This is a genomic window from Oceanospirillum linum (assembly GCF_001995095.2).
GTDB classification, from domain to species: Bacteria; Pseudomonadota; Gammaproteobacteria; order Pseudomonadales; family Halomonadaceae; genus Oceanospirillum; species Oceanospirillum linum.
Genome location: NZ_MTSD02000001.1, coordinates 1,082,033 through 1,101,206, shown reverse-complemented (window position 1 = coordinate 1,101,206; position 19,174 = coordinate 1,082,033). Strand labels below are relative to the sequence as shown.

Annotated in this window: 14 protein-coding genes; 7 read left to right on the top strand and 7 right to left on the bottom strand. The window is 50.2% G+C overall.

Features of this window, described 5'->3' with window-relative positions:
* The 3 genes from pbpC to trmH all read left to right on the top strand — a co-directional run bounded on the left by pbpC (position 1) and on the right by trmH (position 3,908).
* Positions 1-2,487 (top strand): penicillin-binding protein 1C, encoded by a 2,487-nt coding sequence (pbpC, locus tag BTA35_RS05080; RefSeq protein ID WP_160055320.1) that lies wholly within the window; start codon positions 1-3, stop codon positions 2,485-2,487.
* Positions 2,488-2,630: 143 nt separating this feature from the next.
* A complete protein-coding gene (locus BTA35_RS05075) occupies positions 2,631-3,077 on the top strand; it encodes a hypothetical protein (RefSeq protein ID WP_077243297.1) in 447 nt (148 codons plus the stop codon).
* An 81-nt stretch (positions 3,078-3,158) separates the two neighbouring features.
* Entirely contained in the window at positions 3,159-3,908 is a 750-nt protein-coding gene (gene trmH / locus BTA35_RS05070) for a tRNA (guanosine(18)-2'-O)-methyltransferase TrmH (protein WP_077243296.1), read from the top strand.
* Positions 3,909-4,023: 115 nt separating this feature from the next.
* Here the strand turns inward: trmH and BTA35_RS05065 are convergent, their stop codons facing one another.
* Positions 4,024-4,467, bottom strand: a complete 444-nt coding sequence (locus tag BTA35_RS05065) for a hypothetical protein (protein ID WP_077243295.1) — start codon at positions 4,465-4,467, stop codon at positions 4,024-4,026.
* Positions 4,468-4,689: 222 nt separating this feature from the next.
* Between BTA35_RS05065 and BTA35_RS05060 the strand changes: the two genes are divergently transcribed.
* Entirely contained in the window at positions 4,690-5,874 is a 1,185-nt protein-coding gene (locus tag BTA35_RS05060; RefSeq protein ID WP_077243294.1) for a MalY/PatB family protein, read from the top strand.
* Positions 5,875-5,890: 16 nt separating this feature from the next.
* On the opposite strand, the gene BTA35_RS05055 is transcribed toward BTA35_RS05060, so the two are convergent.
* From BTA35_RS05055 to BTA35_RS05045, 3 genes are all read right to left on the bottom strand, one after another.
* Positions 5,891-6,853, bottom strand: coding sequence for a hypothetical protein (locus BTA35_RS05055; protein ID WP_139363619.1), 963 nt, complete (start codon positions 6,851-6,853; stop codon positions 5,891-5,893).
* Positions 6,854-6,966: 113 nt separating this feature from the next.
* Entirely contained in the window at positions 6,967-7,371 is a 405-nt protein-coding gene (locus BTA35_RS05050; RefSeq protein ID WP_077243292.1) for a hypothetical protein, read from the bottom strand.
* Between the two features lie 176 nt (positions 7,372-7,547).
* Entirely contained in the window at positions 7,548-9,170 is a 1,623-nt protein-coding gene (locus tag BTA35_RS05045) for a methyl-accepting chemotaxis protein (RefSeq protein ID WP_077243291.1), read from the bottom strand.
* Positions 9,171-9,518: 348 nt separating this feature from the next.
* On the opposite strand from BTA35_RS05045, the gene BTA35_RS05040 reads away from it, so the two are divergent.
* Positions 9,519-10,148 carry a nucleoside deaminase gene (locus BTA35_RS05040; protein ID WP_077243290.1) on the top strand — a complete coding sequence of 210 codons (630 nt, stop codon included), beginning with the start codon at positions 9,519-9,521 and terminating at the stop codon, positions 10,146-10,148.
* Positions 10,149-10,189: 41 nt separating this feature from the next.
* On the opposite strand, the gene BTA35_RS05035 is transcribed toward BTA35_RS05040, so the two are convergent.
* Both BTA35_RS05035 and BTA35_RS05030 read right to left on the bottom strand, forming a co-directional pair.
* Complete coding sequence (locus BTA35_RS05035; RefSeq protein ID WP_077243289.1) at positions 10,190-11,443, bottom strand: ribonucleotide-diphosphate reductase subunit beta; 1,254 nt, start codon at positions 11,441-11,443, stop codon at positions 10,190-10,192.
* A 255-nt stretch (positions 11,444-11,698) separates the two neighbouring features.
* Positions 11,699-14,602 carry a ribonucleoside-diphosphate reductase subunit alpha gene (locus BTA35_RS05030; protein WP_077243288.1) on the bottom strand — a complete coding sequence of 968 codons (2,904 nt, stop codon included), beginning with the start codon at positions 14,600-14,602 and terminating at the stop codon, positions 11,699-11,701.
* A gap of 696 nt (positions 14,603-15,298) precedes the next feature.
* Between BTA35_RS05030 and BTA35_RS05025 the strand changes: the two genes are divergently transcribed.
* Positions 15,299-16,018: a response regulator gene (locus BTA35_RS05025; protein WP_077243287.1), complete on the top strand. Its 720-nt coding sequence runs from the start codon at positions 15,299-15,301 to the stop codon at positions 16,016-16,018.
* A 142-nt stretch (positions 16,019-16,160) separates the two neighbouring features.
* The gene (locus BTA35_RS05020) at positions 16,161-17,792 is read left to right on the top strand and encodes a HAMP domain-containing histidine kinase (protein ID WP_077243286.1); all 1,632 of its coding nucleotides are present in this window, start codon (positions 16,161-16,163) and stop codon (positions 17,790-17,792) included.
* Positions 17,793-18,103: 311 nt separating this feature from the next.
* On the opposite strand, the gene BTA35_RS05010 is transcribed toward BTA35_RS05020, so the two are convergent.
* A complete protein-coding gene (locus BTA35_RS05010) occupies positions 18,104-19,036 on the bottom strand; it encodes a LysR family transcriptional regulator (protein ID WP_077243284.1) in 933 nt (310 codons plus the stop codon).
* Positions 19,037-19,174: the final 138 nt, after the last annotated feature.

The window sequence follows — 19,174 nt, the reverse complement described above, 5'->3', positions numbered from 1 at the left end:
TTGACTTGCTGGCGCTCCATATTTAGTCACTATGATCGGTTTAGTCAACGCCTTAACCTTGTTGCGGGCCGACATCCATGGGTAGCAGGCCTTTCCGGCCTGCTGCTTTTTTGTTGTCTCCTGACGATGCTCAGCCTCGGGGTATTAGATCGTATTTATCCGCTTTCTGATGTATTACCGAAGAGAGGCGCGTTATCTGAACGTGAAGGGGCTCCTAAAGCCGGAGAGCTTGGTTTTGCTCAGGCTGTGGTGGATCGGTATAAAAGACCTTTAAGGGCTTTTCCCGATCATAAAGGCCTCTGGCGTTACCAGGTCGGGCTGGGTGATGTTGCACCGGATTATCTCAAGGCGGTGATTAACTATGAAGATCGTTGGTTCTATTATCATCCGGGCTTCAACCCATTCTCGGTAGTCCGTGCCGCCTGGCAGAACTGGCGCTGTGGCTGCATTGTATCCGGTGGCTCAACCATCACCATGCAGGTGGCACGCCGGTTAGACCCCCACCGGCGTAGCTTAGGCGGAAAATTGCACCAGGTGCTGCGGGCTGTTCAGCTGGAGTGGCATCTGAGTAAAGAGGATATCCTGACCCTTTATCTCAATTATGTGCCTATGGGAGGTGTCATCGAGGGCGTTGAAGCGGCCAGTCGTCTTTATCTGGATCGCTCTGCATCTGAGCTTTCTTTGGCACAAAGCGCTCTTCTGGCTGTGCTGCCCCAAGCACCTTCAAGGCTGCGGCCGGACCGTTACCCTGAACGGGCTCAGGCTGCCCGGGATAAGGTATTACAGCGCCTTTACGATTTTGGCGTGATTGATCGCCAGGCTTTTGAGCGTGCTAAGCTGGAAGCTGTGGCGGCCTGGCAACCGGATATGCCCATACTGGCCCCACTTTTAGCTCGCAAGCTGCATCAGCAATATCCGGATCGGGCCGTGATTCAAACCACTCTGGATGCAGATATTCAGGCGGAACTGCAAACGCTGCTGCAGGAGGATATTCAGCTTTACCCTAAGGGGCATTCGGCTGCAATTTTGGTGGCAGACAATGCCACTGGTGAGGTGGTCGCTTATGTGGGGTCGGCGGACTTCCTCAATCAGCAGCGCTTTGGTCATGTGGATATGGTACAGGCAATACGCTCTCCCGGCTCAACACTCAAGCCTTTTATCTATGGGCTGGCTCTGGAGGCGGGGGTTATACACTCTGCCAGTTTATTGCGGGATACACCTCGCTATCAGAAAGAGTACCAGCCGGAGAACTTTGCCCGGGCTTTTTCAGGTGCTGTTGATACGCATACAGCACTGCGTCAGTCGCTGAATCTGCCCGTGGTTCAGGTTCTGGAAGCACTGACCCCCGAGCGTTTTGCTGCTGCCCTGGCTAATGTGCGAACGCCCTACCGCATGCCTGCGGGCAGTCGGCCTAATCTGGCGATGGCACTGGGCGGCGGCGGTTTTAATCTCTGGGATCTGGTGACGCTTTATAGTGGTCTGGCAAACAAAGGGCAGGTGAAACCGCTGACAGCTTTGTTTCAGCCAAGTCAGGAACAGATGGATACTGACAGCCGCTGGCTGATATCAGGGGAGACCAGCTGGGTGGTTGCCCGTCTGTTACGTAATGCCCGTCCGGATCAGACCCATAATCCCTCGATTCGCACTCATGCACCCGGTATCGCCTGGAAAACCGGTACCAGCTATGGCTTCCGGGATGCCTGGGCTGTTGGTGTTACGCCAAAGCTGACAATAGGGGTTTGGGTGGGGCGGCCGGATGGTACTCCTGCTCCAGGGTATTTTGGTGCCATAACCGCATTGCCAATATTGTTTAGGATTCAGGACTTTCTCGACCCTGACCCGGTATGGGGCCCTATGCCTGACGGGGTCAGTATGCAGAGTATTTGCTGGCCTCTGGGGCTTTTGTCGGAAGAAACGGCTTCGGAACACTGCCATGTGGCGCATCAGGCCTGGGTTATTCGTAAACAGGTGCCGCCAACTCTGCGTGATGACGCAATGGATGGCTTATTACCTAACCCTTTAACTATTCGGCTGAATGAAAATGGTGAGCGTCTTAGCGCGGGCTGCCTTCCGGCAAGAGGTTCTATTCTCAGGCGGCGGCTGGCTTTGTGGCCGCAACCCACTGAACCCTGGATTCCCCGGCGCTGGCGTTTAACTGAGCAGTTGCCACCATTGGCTCAAGGCTGTGAGACTGATAGCCTGATGTCGGCTCCGCTGCATATTATCGGCCTGAAAAATGGCGAACGCCTGTTGCAGCCGGAGTCCCAGCGAGACCAGCCGCAACCATTACAGCTTGTCGTGTCCTCTGTTGGTGGTCTGGGGGAAAGAGACTGGTTTCTTAATGGGCGACATCAGGGGCGAACGGAGCCTGGTGGAGATCTCCCGGTAACCTTTCATGAGCCAGGAGACTATGAGTTAGTTGCGCTTGATCAGCAGGGGCATATCAAGCGAGTGAGAGTGCAACTGGAGCCATCTTCCCGGCGTTAAGGTATAAACTGTGATTGAACTCTAAAAAAATACCCCCATCTGTTCAATGCTCTGATTTATAATCAAATATTGCCGACCTTTCAGTTGGCCGCTTGCTGATGTTACCAGCTCTTTTATTTCCAGATCTGTCTTAAGGATTTCCATTGGAACTCATGTTAAATACTTCGCTGTTTGTTTTGGCGTTGGCCTTGGTTTTATTGCCTGCAATCTATGCTTTTTTCTCCGAGCTTCTGGCACCGGCTGCCCGCTATCCTGAGGCAGGCTATAGTCAGAGGATTTCGGCATTAACGATTCAGCAGGCGTTGTCGCTGCCAGGGTTGCTGATTTTAGTGCTGTCACCTTTTTTGCTGACTTTTTCCACACCGCCAACGGTCGTGTACTGGCTACTGGTGGCAGGGCTTTGGCTGCTTCAGGTTCCGCTTTTCTGGCTGCGTATGGTGGATTTACGTCAAGCTGCCCGCAGTGTTAATTGGGCCGGTGCAAAAAAACGCAACAGCCAGATTCAGGTATTGCTGGTGATGCAGATGTTATTGGGGGTTGTGATTATGCTGACAGGAGTGGAATGGGCAGGGAGTTTGCAGTCCGCATAATCTTTGCTGCTTTTGTGTCTGCTGACCTGAGTAAAAGTATTGCCGATAACGACTGAGATGATCTGATGAGAGGAAAAATGCGTGAGTCCTGAGCGCTTCGCCAAAATTAAAGCGGTACTGAATCGTCGCCAGCCTGATCTGACCGTGATTACCGATAACGTACATAAACCCCGTAACCTGTCAGCTATTGTACGGACCTGTGATGCTGTTGGTGTTCACCATGTTCATTCCGCGGACCCGGATGGCGGTTACGGTACGTATCATGGAACTGCTAAGGGCAGTCATAGCTGGGTAAAGGTTCACCTGTATGATGGCGTGGATAAACCGATAAAAAAGCTGCAGTCTGAAGGTTTTAAGGTTTATGCGGCGACTTTTACTGATCGTGTCGTGGACTATCGTCAGCTGGATTACACTCAGCCCTGCGCTATTCTGATGGGCGCAGAGAAGTATGGCGTCAGTGATACTGCTGCGGAGCTGGCAGATGAGCATATTATGATCCCCATGATGGGGATGGTGGAGTCTTATAATGTCTCGGTGGCCGCGGCCATTATTTTGTCAGAAGCCCAGCGGCAGCGTGAGCAAGCGGGCTTGTATGACGCCTCCCGTATGCCACCTGATGAATATGAGACAACGCTGTTTGAGTGGGCTCAGCCCAAGATTGCCCAGTTCTGTAAAGAACGTAATCTTGCGTACCCGGGACTGGCTGAAGATGGCGATATCGAAAATCCCTCTGAATGGTATCAGTCCGTGAAAGTGATCCGGGATGAAGCCCGAGAAAAACGGCAAGCGGTAAAAGCGGCTCTGGCTGAAGAGGATAAAGCCGGGCTGTAGACGGAAATAAGCCTGTGCCCGGAGACCGCTTTGCCGGATTGCCCGTCAGTATTCCGTTCAGGGACTGGGTCATTGAAGGCTGAATCAGGATGTTACCCCGTTTAAGTCGGCCTGATCAGCTTTTTATCGTCAACGGAATAATCTTCTCTTTCTGGTTTGCCAGTAACTGAGCCATTATCGGTTCAGCATGGTGCAGATCAAACCGGTCAGGCAGTGCGTCCAGTTGTTCAGCTGGGGTTTTATCTTTATGAATAACCTGCCACTGCTTCAGCCATTGTAACCAGCTTGCTTCGTCTATAGGGCCTATGAACCGGGGCATCTGACTGAGCAGGTAAACGGCAGCCCGATCAAAACTTTGTAACTCACCGGCATGCTCCACATCGACCAACAGTGCGCTACTTAACTGGTCGTGCTGAGGGCGACTGAGCCAGCCTTTCAGACCTGCAGTGTCCGCTAAGATTCTTACCAATAAAGCTTCATCGCCCTGGGCCAGCTCAAACCATGTGGATAACCCATAAAAATCTTCAATTTGCGGATAAGTGGTTTTTACTGTGCTCATAGTGAACTCTTGTCCAAGTTATCTGGCATTATCACCAGGCATATCTCGATTGCAGAATGTCAGGCTTTACCTTTTTATGCTCTCAGGGTTAGCCTGTTGTAGTCTCAACGTGTAACGGGCGGTGAGTATAGCAACTGTTGCTTGTAAAACTAGGCTGCTAAGCCCGCTGTTCAATCTGACCCACTCTAAACCTGCCCTAATATTGATTATTTCGGAGCTGATATGACAGCAAAACGGACTGAGCCCTGTGAACCACTTTTTAACTTCGATCAACCTGTCGCACGGGAAAATACAGATAGTGATAAGTGGCGGCGTTACCAGCAGGAAGCGGAGCGTCAGGGGCGGGATATTATTCCTATGTGGGTGGCTGATATGGATTTTGTTTCACCTCCGGCGGTACTGGATGCGCTGAAAGAGCGGGTGGAACATGGCGTTTTTGGCTACGGTAAGGTTTCTGCAGGCATGACAGACGCTTTCTGTCATTGGTACGCAACCCAGCATAATTGGCAGATTGATCCGAAATGGATCGTTTGGTTACCGGGTCTGGTGGGGGGCTTGCATGCGGTGGCTCGAACTTTTGGCGAAGCAGGCTCGGCGGTGATGACCCATATACCTGTTTATCCGCCGTTTCTGAAGGTGGCAGAACGTACTCACAAACAGCTTCAGGCTGTACCCATGCGTGAAGGGCCGAGATGGTCTCTGGATCTGGAGGCGATGCAGGCTCAGCTTAAATCTAATACCCGGCTATTTATGTTTTGTAATCCCCACAATCCAACAGGGAGAGTGTTTTCCAGAGAGGAGTTACAGCAATTATCGAACTTTATTGTTAAAAATGACCTTGTGGTCTGTTCCGATGAAATTCATTGTGACCTGGTGCTGGATAAGAGCCGTCGGCATATTCCGCTTGCCAGCCTGAACCCTGAAATTGCCGCTCGTACCATTACACTTCTGGCTCCCAGTAAAACGTTTAATATTGCAGGCCTTGCCTGTTCTGCCGCTGTTATTCCGGACCATAAGCTACGTCTTGATTTTAAGCACTCTATTCAGGGCTTTATGCCGGATGTGAATCTGTTGGGCTTTGTGGCGGCTGAAGCGGCTTATCGTAATGGTGCTGTCTGGCGCGAGCAGTTGGTATGTTATCTGGCGCAAAACAGAAACCGTCTTATGCGCTGGGCTGAAGGCAAGCAGCAGGTCGATCTTAAGTTCCCGGAAGCAACCTATCTCGCCTGGCTGGATCTTAGAGCAACCGGGCAGGAGAAGCCCGCTCAATGGCTGCTGAAAGAAACCGGTGTCGCCCTATCAGAGGGAGCTGACTTTGGCTTGCCGGGTTTTGCGCGGCTCAACTTTGGCTGCTCTCTTGCTCAGCTTGACCGGGCCTTGGAGCGGCTGGATCAGATATTAAATTAAATACAGGTATGCATATTCAGTATTGGACACCAAATTTGGCTTCCAGCTGAAATGTAATACTAAGGTTACTTTTATAATTGTTTTCAGATGATAGCGTATCGGCTGGTGTTACGCTGAAAAACAGCCAGTCACTGTCGATTCTTCGCCTTAGGGTTGCACTGATTTTGGCTTCATCAATTAGGTGTCCGGCACGGTTGGTCGAGTAGAAGGTGATGTTACTGGTGGCTCGTAAATCCTGAGTAAAAGCCTGGACCAGCTGCCACCCGTGTTGGTAGTAGGCCATCTGCTCATCGAACAGATAGTTAACCCCTGTTGTGTGTTGCAGGCTGGTAATCGCATCAATTGGTTTCAGGGTATGCAGGGCAATACCGGTTCCTAAGCCTGAACTTTCAGCCCAGTAGATCACAGGTACAGGACGGATCTGCCATGTTCCCGACAGAAATGTTTGCCCGATACGTAAATAACTGACAGGTTCCAGAGCTAAGGAATGAGGGGTAAATTGAAAGCCGTTATCAAACGTGGTTTGCCATAGTGATTCAGGATGCTGGTAAATATACCGGAGAAAGATTCCTGCTTTATCGGCTTTCAGTATCCGGGATTCAAAGGGTTCAGGTGTTTGCTCTGTTTGGACGTTAGTACTTCGGTTCTCCAGTTCATGTTCATCTCCAAGTCTGGCCAAAAGTTGTAATTTGCTACTGGCTGTTGGCAGATCAGCCTGGAAGCTTAGGGTGTTTATTTGGGTCAGTAGGCCTGAGTCCTGAATCTCAAGTCCGGAGCGGAGTGTAATAGCGCTTTCGTTAGGCTGATTTTTGTTGGGGGCGCCGAATAGGGAGTCCAAACCAAAACCTATGGTCGATGCGGTTTGGCCCAAGAGGTTCCGGCTTTGGGCCACCCCTTTCCTGATCAGTTCAAATTCATCCGGTGTTGTTTGTTTTTCAGATGTATTCCTGTCAGGGGTGGGGCTGTTTGTTTCAGGCACAATCAGCCCCCATTGGGCATGGGCCTGCTGGCAGAGCAGGCTTATCAGTAAAGATCGTAGTAGAAAATGTAAGAAGGCTTTAAGGGGACTTTTAAATTGCGGCCTGGACAAAGTTATCTCCGGCTGGCGCTGCGCTTCCGGGCTGCAGTTGGGTCTAACTTACGCTGAGTGGTCATAATCGCACCCTGGGAGGTCTGGGCACGGACTTTATTCACCAGATTGTAGCCTTGCTTCTGAAGCCCCTGATCCAGCCATTTCATAGCATTCATACCTGCCCACAGCGGCATAAGTACTGCTAGCCCGACAAATGTCATTGAAACCATTGGCAGACCCATCATGCCAGCGATAAATATTCCGGCAATGGATGTACTCCAACCGAGAAAGAGAAGGAAGCTTGGGCCCCATAGGTTATTTGACAACGTCCAGATCAGAGAGAATAGAGCTGCAGTCCAGTTAAATCCGGATGTGATGGCGGCATAACCACGCTGGGGGTGCTGATAAACACGATAGATCTGCATATCCCTGTTACTCGGTACTTGATATCAATAATCAGCCATCCTTTGGATGGAGTTCCAGACGTTATGATACCTGACTTTCTGATGCGCTTTAACGAAAAAACGGTGACAAAGCGTCACCGTTTTAGGTTTCCTCCGGCGTAAGTCTTTTATGGGGCCCGGTGCATTATTAAAAATACTTAATTCAGGCGGAACCGGCTTAGCCTCTGTCCCAGGCTGTCTGCCATACCCGCAATATCCTGGCTACTGCTGGCTATTGTTGCAGCACGATCAAGTACATCCTGAGAGATCGTACGAATATCGAACAAGTTATGATTAATTTCTTCCGCAACAGAGCTTTGCTGTTCTGCTGCAGATGCGATCTGAGTACTCATGTCACTGACATGACGGATATGTTCGACGATCGCGTCCAGATCAGCACCGGCACGTACCATCTGCTCGACGCTGCTTTGGGCTTCATGGCTGCTTTGCCCCATGGTACGGTTGGCGTTAGAGGCCTGTAGCTGAAGCTGCTCAATGATATGTTGAATCTCGCCGGTAGAGCCCTGTGTACGGCTTGCCAGATTGCGTACCTCATCAGCCACTACAGCAAAGCCTCGTCCGGCTTCACCGGCCCGGGCTGCCTCAATTGCTGCGTTCAGTGCCAGCAGGTTGGTTTGATCGGAAATCTCACGGATAACATTGATCACCTCTCCAATCTTGTCGGTCTGCTCACTTAACTTGCCCATTACATCTCCGGCTTCGGAAACGTGTTGGGATAAAAGCTCAATGGCATTGACCGTCTCCTGAACCTCATTTTGGCCTGTTTCTGCTTGCTGACTGGCTTCCCGGGTGGACTCTGCCGTATCGGTTGCGTTGCGGGCGACTTCCTGAATAGTCGATGACATCTCAGTCATCGCTGAAGCGAGCTTATCGACTTCACTGAACTGGCGATCCATTCCATGGCGGGTCTCTTCACTGTTTTGGCTCATCGCTCCGGTATGGGAGCGAAGCTGCTCCGCTGCGAGCTCGACATCGGTCAGTACGGTTCTCAGGGAGTGAGTCATTGCGTCCACCTCGTCAGCGAGTTGTCCGATCTCATCACGGCGTTTCAGGCCGATGGTGTGAGTCATATCTCCGGCGGCGATAAAGCGGACGATGTCCAGCATACGATTCAGTGGTCGGGTAATGTTGCGTACCATGACGATGCTGCCCCAGATTGCCAGGCTAAACAGAATGACCTGAAAGAGTAGCGTTTCGGTGAGTGCGGCCCAGAAAATTTCTGCAACATCGCTCAGGTAAACACCGCTGCCGATCACCCAGCCCCAATCCGGTATACCTTTTACATAGGAAACCTTATCCTCAGGCGCATCAAACTGAGGCCCCAGGTAGGTGTAATCGACAAAGCCTTCCCCCTGATTTTTAGCGACACGTATCATCTCCTGCCAGTGAAGCTTGCCTGAAGGATCACGAACATCTGTCATGTCTTTACCAATGAGATCCGCCTTAATAGGATGCATCACCAGCTTATGTTGCATGTCGTTGATCCAGAAGTAACCATTCTTACCGTAGCGAAGAGAAGCAACGGCTGCTAATGCCTGCTTTCTGGCTTCTGCATCACCCAGTTGGGCGCTTTGTTTCTGATAGTGCTCTATCAGGCTGGCAGCAGACTGCACCTGCTCCTGCACCTGAACCTTACGGGCAGTGAGGAGTTCATCATACAAACGATAAAGAGAGTTCAGTTCTACCAGAGTGAGTGTGGCAAAGAGCAACCCGATTAGCAGTGCGAGTTTACGTGCCACTGGCCAGTGACGAATTTCCATGAGCTTTCACGTCCTTAACAAGTCATTTGAGAATACTGTTTTTATAACGTAGGGTTTTTGTGTGCTTTTTTGTGTGCTTTTTTGTTATTTTTATGTGATTAAACCGTAACGATTGCATTGTATAGGAGGAAAGCACTGAGAACGTTGATCCTGTACTGAGTTTTTTAATATTAGAAGACTTTTTTATAGTATTGTTTTTTATAACTTACTGTTTTATATGTATATTTATTTTGTTTTTGTCTTGAAAGATAAACGGTTATTAGACTAAAGATATGGCCTGTAGCCTCTTTGTTTAAAGGCTTCGCTGCTAGCCTCTGGGCAGGCATGTTATCAACAAGGCGCTTTATCATGGATCAGAATCAAGAGTCACAGGGGTTTGATACGTTGCAGCAAACCCTGAGTTTGCGGCCTGCCAATGTCCTGCGGGATGATATGTGGGCGCATCTGTGTTGTGAGCAGGCTTTTCTGGCTTACTCTGCCGGTAATTATGGCGTCGGTGCTGTGTTGGTTAATGCTGACAATGAGTTAGTGTGTGACGCGCGGAATCAGGTTTTTGTTCGGGATATCGATGAGGGGGCTGAACCGACAACAGGCTACCAGAGCCAGCGTCATGCAGAGATGCAGTTGCTGGATCGACTGGAAATGGAGTTTGCTCACCTGAATCGTCGGGAGTTAACCCTATATGTCAGCCTTGAACCCTGTCTGATGTGCACAGGTCGTATCTTATTATCCGGCATTGGCCGGGTTCGCTATCTGGTGGCTGATCGTGAGGGTGGTTTTGCTTCCCGCCTTCACAGTGCTTTCCATTCGCCTTTGCCTCCTGCATGGAGAAACCTGGCCTCCGCAGTAGCGGTCGAAGAAGCGCAGACCCAGGATTACTGGCGGGATTTTGCCCGACGCTGTATTGAGAAGAGTGCCGCTCAGATGCGGGGAAAGGTGGTGCAGGCCTGGAAGGGAACAGAAAAGGGAGGCGATTAAGCCTCCCTTTTTATGCTGTTGATGCTCAAGTGAAGCCGGGATTAATCCCAGCTTAGCGCACCGCCAACCTGATACTCGGTGACGCGGGTTTCGAAGAAGTTCTTCTCTTTACGCAGGTCGATAATTTCCGACATCCACGGGAAGGGGTTCGTCGCGCCGGGGAACTGTTCTTTCAGTCCCAACTGCTGCAGGCGACGGTTACAGATGAACTTCAGGTACTCTTCCATAATACCGGCATTCATACCCAGTACACCGCGCGGCATGGTGTCGCGAGCGTATTCGATTTCAAGCTCGGTACCTTCCAGAATCATCTGAACCACTTCTTCCTGGAACTCCGGTGTCCATAGATGCGGGTTTTCAATTTTAATCTGGTTGATCACATCGACACCAAAGTTCAGGTGCATGGATTCGTCACGCAGAATGTACTGGAACTGCTCAGCAACACCCGTCATCTTGTTACGGCGGCCCATGGACAGAATCTGGCTGAAGCCACAGTAGAAGAAGATTCCCTCGGTAACGCAGTAGAAGGCAACCAGATTACGCAGTAGCTCCTGATCGGTTTCCGGTGTGCCGGTCTGGAAGTTCGGGCTGGATAGTGAATGGGTGTGGCTGAGGCTCCAGCTCGCTTTCTTAGCGATGGATGGAATCTCGCGGTACATATTGAATACTTCACCCTCATCCATGCCCAGAGACTCGACACAATACTGGTAAGCGTGGGTGTGGATCGCTTCTTCAAATGCCTGACGCAGCAGATACTGACGGCACTCAGGGTTGGTGATCAGGCGATAAACGGCCAGTACCAGGTTGTTGGCAACCAGAGAGTCCGCCGAAGAGAAATATCCCAGAGAGCGCATCACGATCATACGCTCGTCGTCTGTCAGACCATCCTGGCTTTTCCACAGAGCGATATCCGCATTCATGTTCACTTCCTGCGGCATCCAGTGGTTTGCGGTGCCATCCAGATACTTCTGCCAGGCCCAGTCGTATTTGAACGGAACCAGTTGGTTCAGATCCGCACGGCAGTTGATCATGCGCTTATCGTCTACTTCAATGCGGGCGGCACCCATTTCCAGATCTTCCAGACCCGGAGCGACATCGATATTGTTTACCGCTTCCCGGGCACGTTCCTGAGCACTCTTGTCTGCAGGTTGGCTTTCAGAGACAGATGCTGCTGTTACCGCGGCAGGGGCTGCCTGAGGCGCTGGCGCAGGCTGGGCCGCAACAGGCTTTGGAGCGGCCTGAGGTGTTTCGGCAACTGCGGTTTCCTCATTTTCAAATTCGTCCCAGCTTAGCATGGTGAAATCCTCTTAAATGTCTTAATCAGTCACACTGATAATTTATACAGTATCGTCAAGTTTGAACATTGACTTGCCACAGGGCTTGCAGTAAATCCACTTTTATCGGGCGCCCTGTTTTACTGGAGGCTTATTTATATAAGCGCTGTGGCAAGCCGATGCCATTTGGCTTTTCGGTATATCACCGAAAGGCAACCGCATCCTTGCGGTTAGTGAAAGGCTGCAGTGCCTTTCAATAAATTCCCTTGTTCAGAATTACTGGCAGGCTTCACAATCCGGGTTGTCGATGGAGCAGGCCTGAGGTACTTCAGCTGCTGCGCCGGATAGTTCAAAATCATCCTTGGCCACAGCTGCCGGTGCAGGGGTTGGTGCCGCTGCAGGAGCAACCGGTGCCGCTACTGGCGCTGTCGTGGTTGGCGCGCTACCACTGGAAACCGCATTGTGAGTACCGCGATCAACAGTTGATTTCTCAACAGATGATGCACCCATGGCGCGGAGGTAATAAGTGGTTTTCAGACCACGGAACCAGGCCATACGGTAGGTGATATCCAGTTTCTTACCGTTCACACCAGAGATGTACAGGTTCAGGGACTGGGCCTGATCGATCCACTTCTGACGACGGCTTGCAGCATCTACCAGCCATTTAGGCTCAACTTCGAAGGCGTTGGCGTACAGTGCTTTCAGATCATCGGGAATACGGTCGATGGGTTGAACCGAACCATCGTAGTATTTCAGATCATTAACCATCACCTCATCCCATAGGCCGCGCTCTTTAAGATCACGAACCATATAAGGGTTTACTACGGTGAATTCGCCGGAGAGGTTCGATTTCACGTAGAGGTTCTGATACGTCGGCTCGATGGACTGAGAGACACCACAGATGTTGGAGATGGTTGCGGTTGGGGCGATAGCCATCACATTGGAGTTACGCATGCCTTGCTTGCGTACCAGGGTGCGTAGCTCATCCCAGTTCAGGGTGCTGCTGGTATCAACTTCGATAAACTGTGCGCCACGGGCTTCGATCAGGTTGTCCAGGGAATCAATTGGCAGAATACCCTGACTCCACAGGGAGCCTTCGTAGCTCTCGTAACGGCCACGCTCATCGGCCAGATCGCTGGATGCCTTAATGGCAAAGTAACTGATCACTTCCATAGAGCGGTCGGCAAACATAACCGCGGCATCGGAGGCGTAAGCGGTTTTTGCTTTATACAGTGCGTCCTGGAAGCCCATGATGCCCATGCCGACAGGGCGATGCTTCAGGTTAGAGTTACGCGCCTGAGGAACTGCGTAGTAGTTAATGTCGATGACATTATCCAGCATACGCACAGCGGTGGTTACTGTGTTGCGGATTTTATCCACATCCAGTTCACCACTATCGGTAACATGCTGCGCCAGGTTAACAGAGCCAAGATTACAAACTGCGATCTCGTCTTCATTGGTATTCAGCGTGATTTCGGTGCACAGATTAGAGGAGTGCACGACACCTGCATGTTGTTGCGGTGAACGCAGGTTGCACGGATCTTTAAAGGTGATCCAAGGGTGGCCTGTTTCAAACAGCATGGAGAGCATTTTACGCCACAGGTCTTTCGCCTTGATGCGTTTGAATAAGCGCACTTCGCCGGCATCGGCCATACGCTCATACTCTTCATAACGGGCTTCAAAAGCTTTGCCGTATAGATCGTGCAGATCCGGAGTATCGGACGGTGAGAAAAGCGTCCACTCTTTATCTTCGAATACACGCTTCATCAACAGATCCGGCACCCAGTTTGCCGTATTCATATCATGGGTGCGGCGGCGGTCATCACCGGTATTTTTACGCAGATCCAGAAACTCTTCTACGTCCAGGTGCCAGCTTTCCAGGTAGGCGCAAACGGCGCCCTTACGCTTACCACCCTGGTTGACCGCTACAGCCGTGTCGTTAACTACTTTCAGGAAAGGGACAACACCCTGTGACTTACCATTGGTTCCTTTGATGTAGGAGCCCAGTGCACGAACCTGAGTCCAGTCGTTACCCAGACCTCCGGCCCATTTAGACAGCAGAGCGTTATCCTTGATCGCACCGTAGATGCCTTCCAGGTCGTCCGGGACATGAGTCAGGTAACAGGATGACAGTTGTGGGCGGCGGGTACCTGAGTTGAACAGTGTTGGCGTAGACGCCATGTAATCAAAGCTGGAAAGTAGCTTGTAGAACTCGATAGCACGCTCCGTCGGCTTTGCCTCATTAAGAGACAGGCCCATCGCGACCCGCATGAACATCACCTGAGGGAGTTCATAGCGAACATCATCGCAATGCAGGAAATAGCGATCGTAAAGGGTTTGCAGACCCAGGTAGCTGAAGTTTTTATCGTTCTCATGTTCAATAGCGGCACCCAGTGCCTCTAAATCGAACTCGGCCAATGCAGGGTTAAGTTGTTCGAGTTCAATACCCTTTGCCACATAAGCAACTAAAGCTTTTGGATAAAGCTCCATCATCTCTTTATGGGTTGCTTCAGGTGCTACGTTCAGAAAACTCAGCGCTTCACGGCGTAGGTTATCCATCAGTAGTCGGGCGGTAACGTAGGTATAGTTGGGTTCTTTTTCGACCAGGGTTCGAGCCGCCATCATCAGGGCTGTTGATACACCATCAACCGGCACACCGTCGTACAGGTTTTTCAGGGTGTCATCGATAATAAGTTTTTTATCAACTTCTTCCAGGCCTTCACAGGCTTCACTGACGATGGTATCGATACGGCCGAGATCAAGAGGCAACTTACTTCCATCAAGGTGCGTTACATTGATGGATGGGTGTGGGTTGGTAATGCCTTTTTCCTGGGCGGCACGACGACGGGAGTGCTTGTCACGATAAAGAACATAGGCTCGGGCAACTTTTTGCTCACCGGATCGCATCAGTACCAGTTCAACCTGATCCTGAATATCTTCAATATGGATCACGCCGCCTGCAGGCATACGGCGCTGGAAGGTTTCAATAATATTCTGAGTAAACGATTGAACCAGTTCGTGAATGCGGCTCGAGTTTTGCGCGCTATCACCTTCAACGGCGATAAAGGCTTTACTCATTGCGACAGAAATCTTGCTTGGGTCGCATGCGACCAAATCGCCGTTACGTTTCATCACCTGCAGATTACTGAGAGCTGCGTTTGGAGTGGTGTCCTGTGCCATGCTGATAATGCCTGCCTGTAGTTAATCTCTGATCCCGTAAATCAGGAGGGATCATATTCTGTATTGGTTTTCATGCCGCCGATGGCATGAAAAGTGAATCTTGTGACTGATGTCGATTGCAAACTATTAACCCTTTTTCCTGTAGGGAATGGAGTATTAAAAACAAAAAAACCGGATCAAATCCGGAAAAATCGTTAATAACAAAGGCTTAGGTTGAATTGTGTTTGAATCTGTGTCGACACCCTATATATGGGGGTGCTTTTTAGTCTGGGCACAAGATAATGTTGTTTCTCAAAGTCTGCAAGTGGATATCTTGTGGATAACTTGTGTTTATTTTAGGGGTGAAAACCAACTAACGTGAGAGGTCTTTTCCCAGAGGCTCTACAGAAATTTCAAGAGGTAAATAAGATTTTTTTTTTAAGTTTGCCGGGTAAACAAGAGACGGCATTTATTAGGTGGTAATTTGAGTTATCTTACGACATAGACGTAGTAGCACGGTATATAGATACGCTATGATTTAAATATATAAAAAAGAAGGGTATTGTCTTTAAAAGGCATAAAAAACACCCGTTATAGAGCGCTATAGCTATAAAAGCGTTGAAACTTACTCGGACCTTCATTTTGTTGGTTCGTAGAATGTGACGATATAAGTTGGTGGCCCTGCGCAGGCTTCCGTAATAACGTAGAGAGCATCACGTGAATACACAAGAAACTTCTCGAATTCTGATCGTTGAAGACGATGAACGACTAGCCACCCTCACCGGAGAGTATCTTGAGGGTAATGGCTTTGATGTTGATGTTGAGGGCGATGGCAACAGAGCCGTTGACCGCATTATTAGTGAAAAGCCCGATTTAGTGATTTTGGATGTGATGTTACCCGGTGAAGACGGCCTGGGTGTGTGTCGTCGGGTTCGGCCTGAATATAATGGCCCCATCCTGATGCTGACTGCACGTACTGATGATATGGATCAGGTGGTGGGGTTAGAGATGGGCGCAGATGATTATATCTCTAAGCCGGTTCGGCCCCGTGTGTTACTGGCACGTGTGCGTGCATTACTGCGTCGTGTCACCGGTTCTGATGAGCCGGTTGAGCTGGAAGAGGGCGATGATAGTCGGCTGCAGTTCGGCGGCCTGGTTGTGGATAATGCGATGCGCGAGGCCTGGCTGGCTGGTGAAAGTATTGATCTGACCAGTGCTGAGTTTGATCTGCTGTGGCTACTGGCTTCTAATGCAGGGCGTGTTCTGACCCGTGAAGAAATTTTTACGGCGTTGCGTGGGATTGAGTACGATGGGCAGGACCGTTCCATTGATGTCCGGGTGTCCCGTATTCGTCCGAAAGTTGGGGATGATCCTATGCACCCACGCCGCATTAAAACAGTCAGAAGCAAGGGTTACCTTTTTGTAAAAGAGGTTTAATTGCGGTAGTCGGGACGATGCGCTCCGGCTTAACTGTTTGAATGGCAGTGATACTCTGCTGCCATTCCTTTCCACCTGCCTGTAACTAAGGGCTCTTCTTTCTGCCCGACCTTTTTAAAACGAACCGGGACGCTACCAAGCCATGCCTCTAAATATGCTTCGGGTTAACAGCATCTTCATACGTGTCTATTTGCATATGTTGCTGGCGATGCTTTTGGTGATTGCACTGGCGGTTGGTGCAACATCGCTGATTAACCATGTGAGGGTTGAGCAGTACCGGGAAGAGCTGGCTTCAGGTACTTTTTATCTGTTAAGTAAGGGTTGGCAGCAGCAAAAAGAAGCTGATCGCGTCAGCTGGCTGATGGATATCGGAGCCCGGTTAAACATCAAGCTGGTGGTGACTCATGCGGATGATGAATCCCTGGATAGCTGGCAACTGAGGCGCCTGACAGAAAACCGGATTCTGCTGCTTAGCTGTCGTTCTGAGCATGAGATGATCGTTTATCGCTATCTCGACCCCGATAGCCGCTTGCTGGTGAAAGCCCATATTCCACGTCTTACAGAGCAGTATGCAAGAGCATCCGTGGAGCTGTTACGTCAGGTCATTGAGGATTATGACTATCCGGCCGCTCAGGTTCTGTCGGAAGCAAATCCTTATTTTGCATATCCTATTTCTTTGATCCCTCTATCCGATGCTCCCCTTGATCGCATTGAGCGACAGCAGCTGGAGCAAGGGGAGTCAATTATTTCGTTCCTGCAGAGCGGCCGTTCAATTGTTGCTTATGCGCAACTGGATGAGGATCGTCTTTTAAGGGTCGGGCCTGTGAGGATGTTTGATCCTTACCCTCTGTTACTAATGGTCGCTATCGCTCTGGTAGCGCTACTCTTATCGGGTAGTGGCATATACTTATCCGTGCGTATGTTAGAGCAACGTCTGCAGAAGGTTGAGCAGGCTGCCAGCCGTATTGCGGCAGGACACCTGAGTACCCGTGTTAGGGTTGAGGGTGATGATTTTGTTGCCCGGTTGGCCCGTGCCTTTAATGTTATGGCCAAACAGGTTCAGGAGCTGCTACATACTCAGCAGGAGATGATTCATGCTGTTTCCCATGAACTGAGAACGCCAGTAGCCCGCATTCGCTTTGGTATGCAGATGATTGAGGACATCGTAGATGACCCTTTTGCCCGGAAGCAATTGAAAGGGATCGATAATGATATTCAGGAACTGGATGAGCTGGTAGATGAGATTTTAACCTATGCCCGTTTAGGTCAGGAAACGTTACACCTGCATTATGAACGGGCAGACGTTACTCCGCTCGTGCACGATGTTGTTAATGGGCTTAAGGTTTTGAAGCCTGAACTGGAACTGAATGTTGTTCGCGGTAATCCGGGTGCTGGGGACGATGCTGATATTGAGACCCGTTATTTTCAGCGTGCGGTGCAGAATCTGGTAAGCAATGCCTGCCGCTATGCGGAAAGCCAGGTTCAGATCAGTTGTTATGTGGACTCTGACAGCATTCGTATTGATGTGGAAGATGATGGTCCGGGTGTACCGGAGGAGGACTGGGAGCGGGTGTTTACTCCGTTTTCTCGTCTGGATGATAGCCGTACAAGAGCATCTGGCGGTTATGGCTTGGGCCTGTCTATTGTACGGCGCATCACCTACTGGCATCAGGGGAGCGCACTGGTTGACAGAAGTAGTGGGTTAGGTGGTGCTAGGTTTAGTCTGATTTTCCCACGGTACAGAGTCGGTGTGGAAGAAACTCCGATTGTATAGCGTTGGTGCGACTGCATTTTCTGTTAAACAAGGCTGTTCTAAAAGAGTAAAAAGCTAATCCCATGCTTTTTGACGCAGGTTAAAGGATCGACAAAACTTTGTTGATGAACATCAAGAAATAAAAAGGACTCATTCAGTACTATTTCTCCTGCAGTAAGTTGGAACGCAGGTTGATTTGTAGCTGAGACTTGAGTTCTATCCTTTTTATCTCTCCTTTTGAGAAGGGGCCATGCAGTGGGCCCCTTTTTTTCGTCTGCGGCATCCCTACCAGTACACTCCCTACCAGTACTCTCCAGGCAGGTTTAATCGGATCATTCATCTGTCCTGCGGTCAGCAGGCTGAATGCCGGAAAGTGTCCGGAAAGAAACATCCTGGGCTGTTCTGAGGAAGTCCTTCATATAGGCGCTATCCAGAGTATCCTTGCGAATTGCTGCAAAGAGTGTGCTCCAGAGCCCTTTCTCCCCTAAGCGTATACCTTTGACATAGCCCCGTTCCAGATACTCGGCAACAGCCCAGTTAGGCAGGGCGCAAACACCCCGGCCGCTGGCTACCAACTGCATCATCATTATGGTTAGTTCCGCTGATCGGGTATCTGATGGCTCCAGTCCGGCTGGGGTCAGAAACTTAGAGAAGACATCCAGTCTGTCACGTTCTACCGGATAAATAATTAATGTTTCCTTTGCCAGCTCCTGCTCGGTCACAAAGTTTTTCTTTGCAAAAGGATGTTGTTTGGCAACCGCAAGAAGCTCTTCGTATCGGAATAAGGGCACGTACTCTACGCTGGACAAAGGTTGTGGGTCCGAGGTGATTACAAGGTCGAGCTCACCTCTGGCAAGGGCTGGTAAAGGAGCAAAGTTAAACCCGGAAGCAAAGTCCATCTCTACTTCCGGCCAGTTGTTACGGAAGCTGTCAATTGTTGGCATCAGCCATTGAAAACAGCTGTGGCATTCAATCGCCATATGCAAGCGGCCTACCTCTCCTCCAGCCAGACGATCAATATCCCGTTGAGCAGAGCGAAGCAGAGGCATCACTTCATCGGCAAGCTGTAGAACGCGCATTCCTGCAGAAGTAAACTGCAGAGGCTTGCTTTTGCGTATAAAAAGCGTGCAGCCCAGGCGCTCTTCAAGATCTTTAATCTGATGTGACAGTGCAGACTGAGTCAGATGTATGCGATCTGCGGCCTCTACAAGACTTCCGGTTTCTTTTAGTGCCATCAGGGTTTTGAGGTGACGGATCTCAATCATGGCCTTCTCTTTGAATATATTTCATGAATATTCTTGCTTCATCTACTCACTTTCATTATAGCATGCAACCAGCGTAGATATGATGGTGGTTAGGCTGGCGGTTCACCATGCCTGTGCCTACTCTGTGTCAAGTTTAGT

Coding starts and splice junctions, on each gene's coding strand:
- BTA35_RS05050 (WP_077243292.1), bottom strand. CDS start 7,371: ATGCAGATCTATCGTGTTTATCAGCACCCCCAGCGTGGTTATGCCGCC.
- BTA35_RS05065 (WP_077243295.1), bottom strand. CDS start 4,467: ATGAGCACAGTAAAAACCACTTATCCGCAAATTGAAGATTTTTATGGG.
- BTA35_RS05030 (WP_077243288.1), bottom strand. CDS start 14,602: ATGGCACAGGACACCACTCCAAACGCAGCTCTCAGTAATCTGCAGGTG.
- BTA35_RS05035 (WP_077243289.1), bottom strand. CDS start 11,443: ATGCTAAGCTGGGACGAATTTGAAAATGAGGAAACCGCAGTTGCCGAA.
- BTA35_RS05060 (WP_077243294.1), top strand. CDS start 4,690: ATGACAGCAAAACGGACTGAGCCCTGTGAACCACTTTTTAACTTCGAT.
- BTA35_RS05020 (WP_077243286.1), top strand. CDS start 16,161: ATGCCTCTAAATATGCTTCGGGTTAACAGCATCTTCATACGTGTCTAT.
- BTA35_RS05040 (WP_077243290.1), top strand. CDS start 9,519: ATGGATCAGAATCAAGAGTCACAGGGGTTTGATACGTTGCAGCAAACC.
- BTA35_RS05010 (WP_077243284.1), bottom strand. CDS start 19,036: ATGATTGAGATCCGTCACCTCAAAACCCTGATGGCACTAAAAGAAACC.
- BTA35_RS05045 (WP_077243291.1), bottom strand. CDS start 9,170: ATGGAAATTCGTCACTGGCCAGTGGCACGTAAACTCGCACTGCTAATC.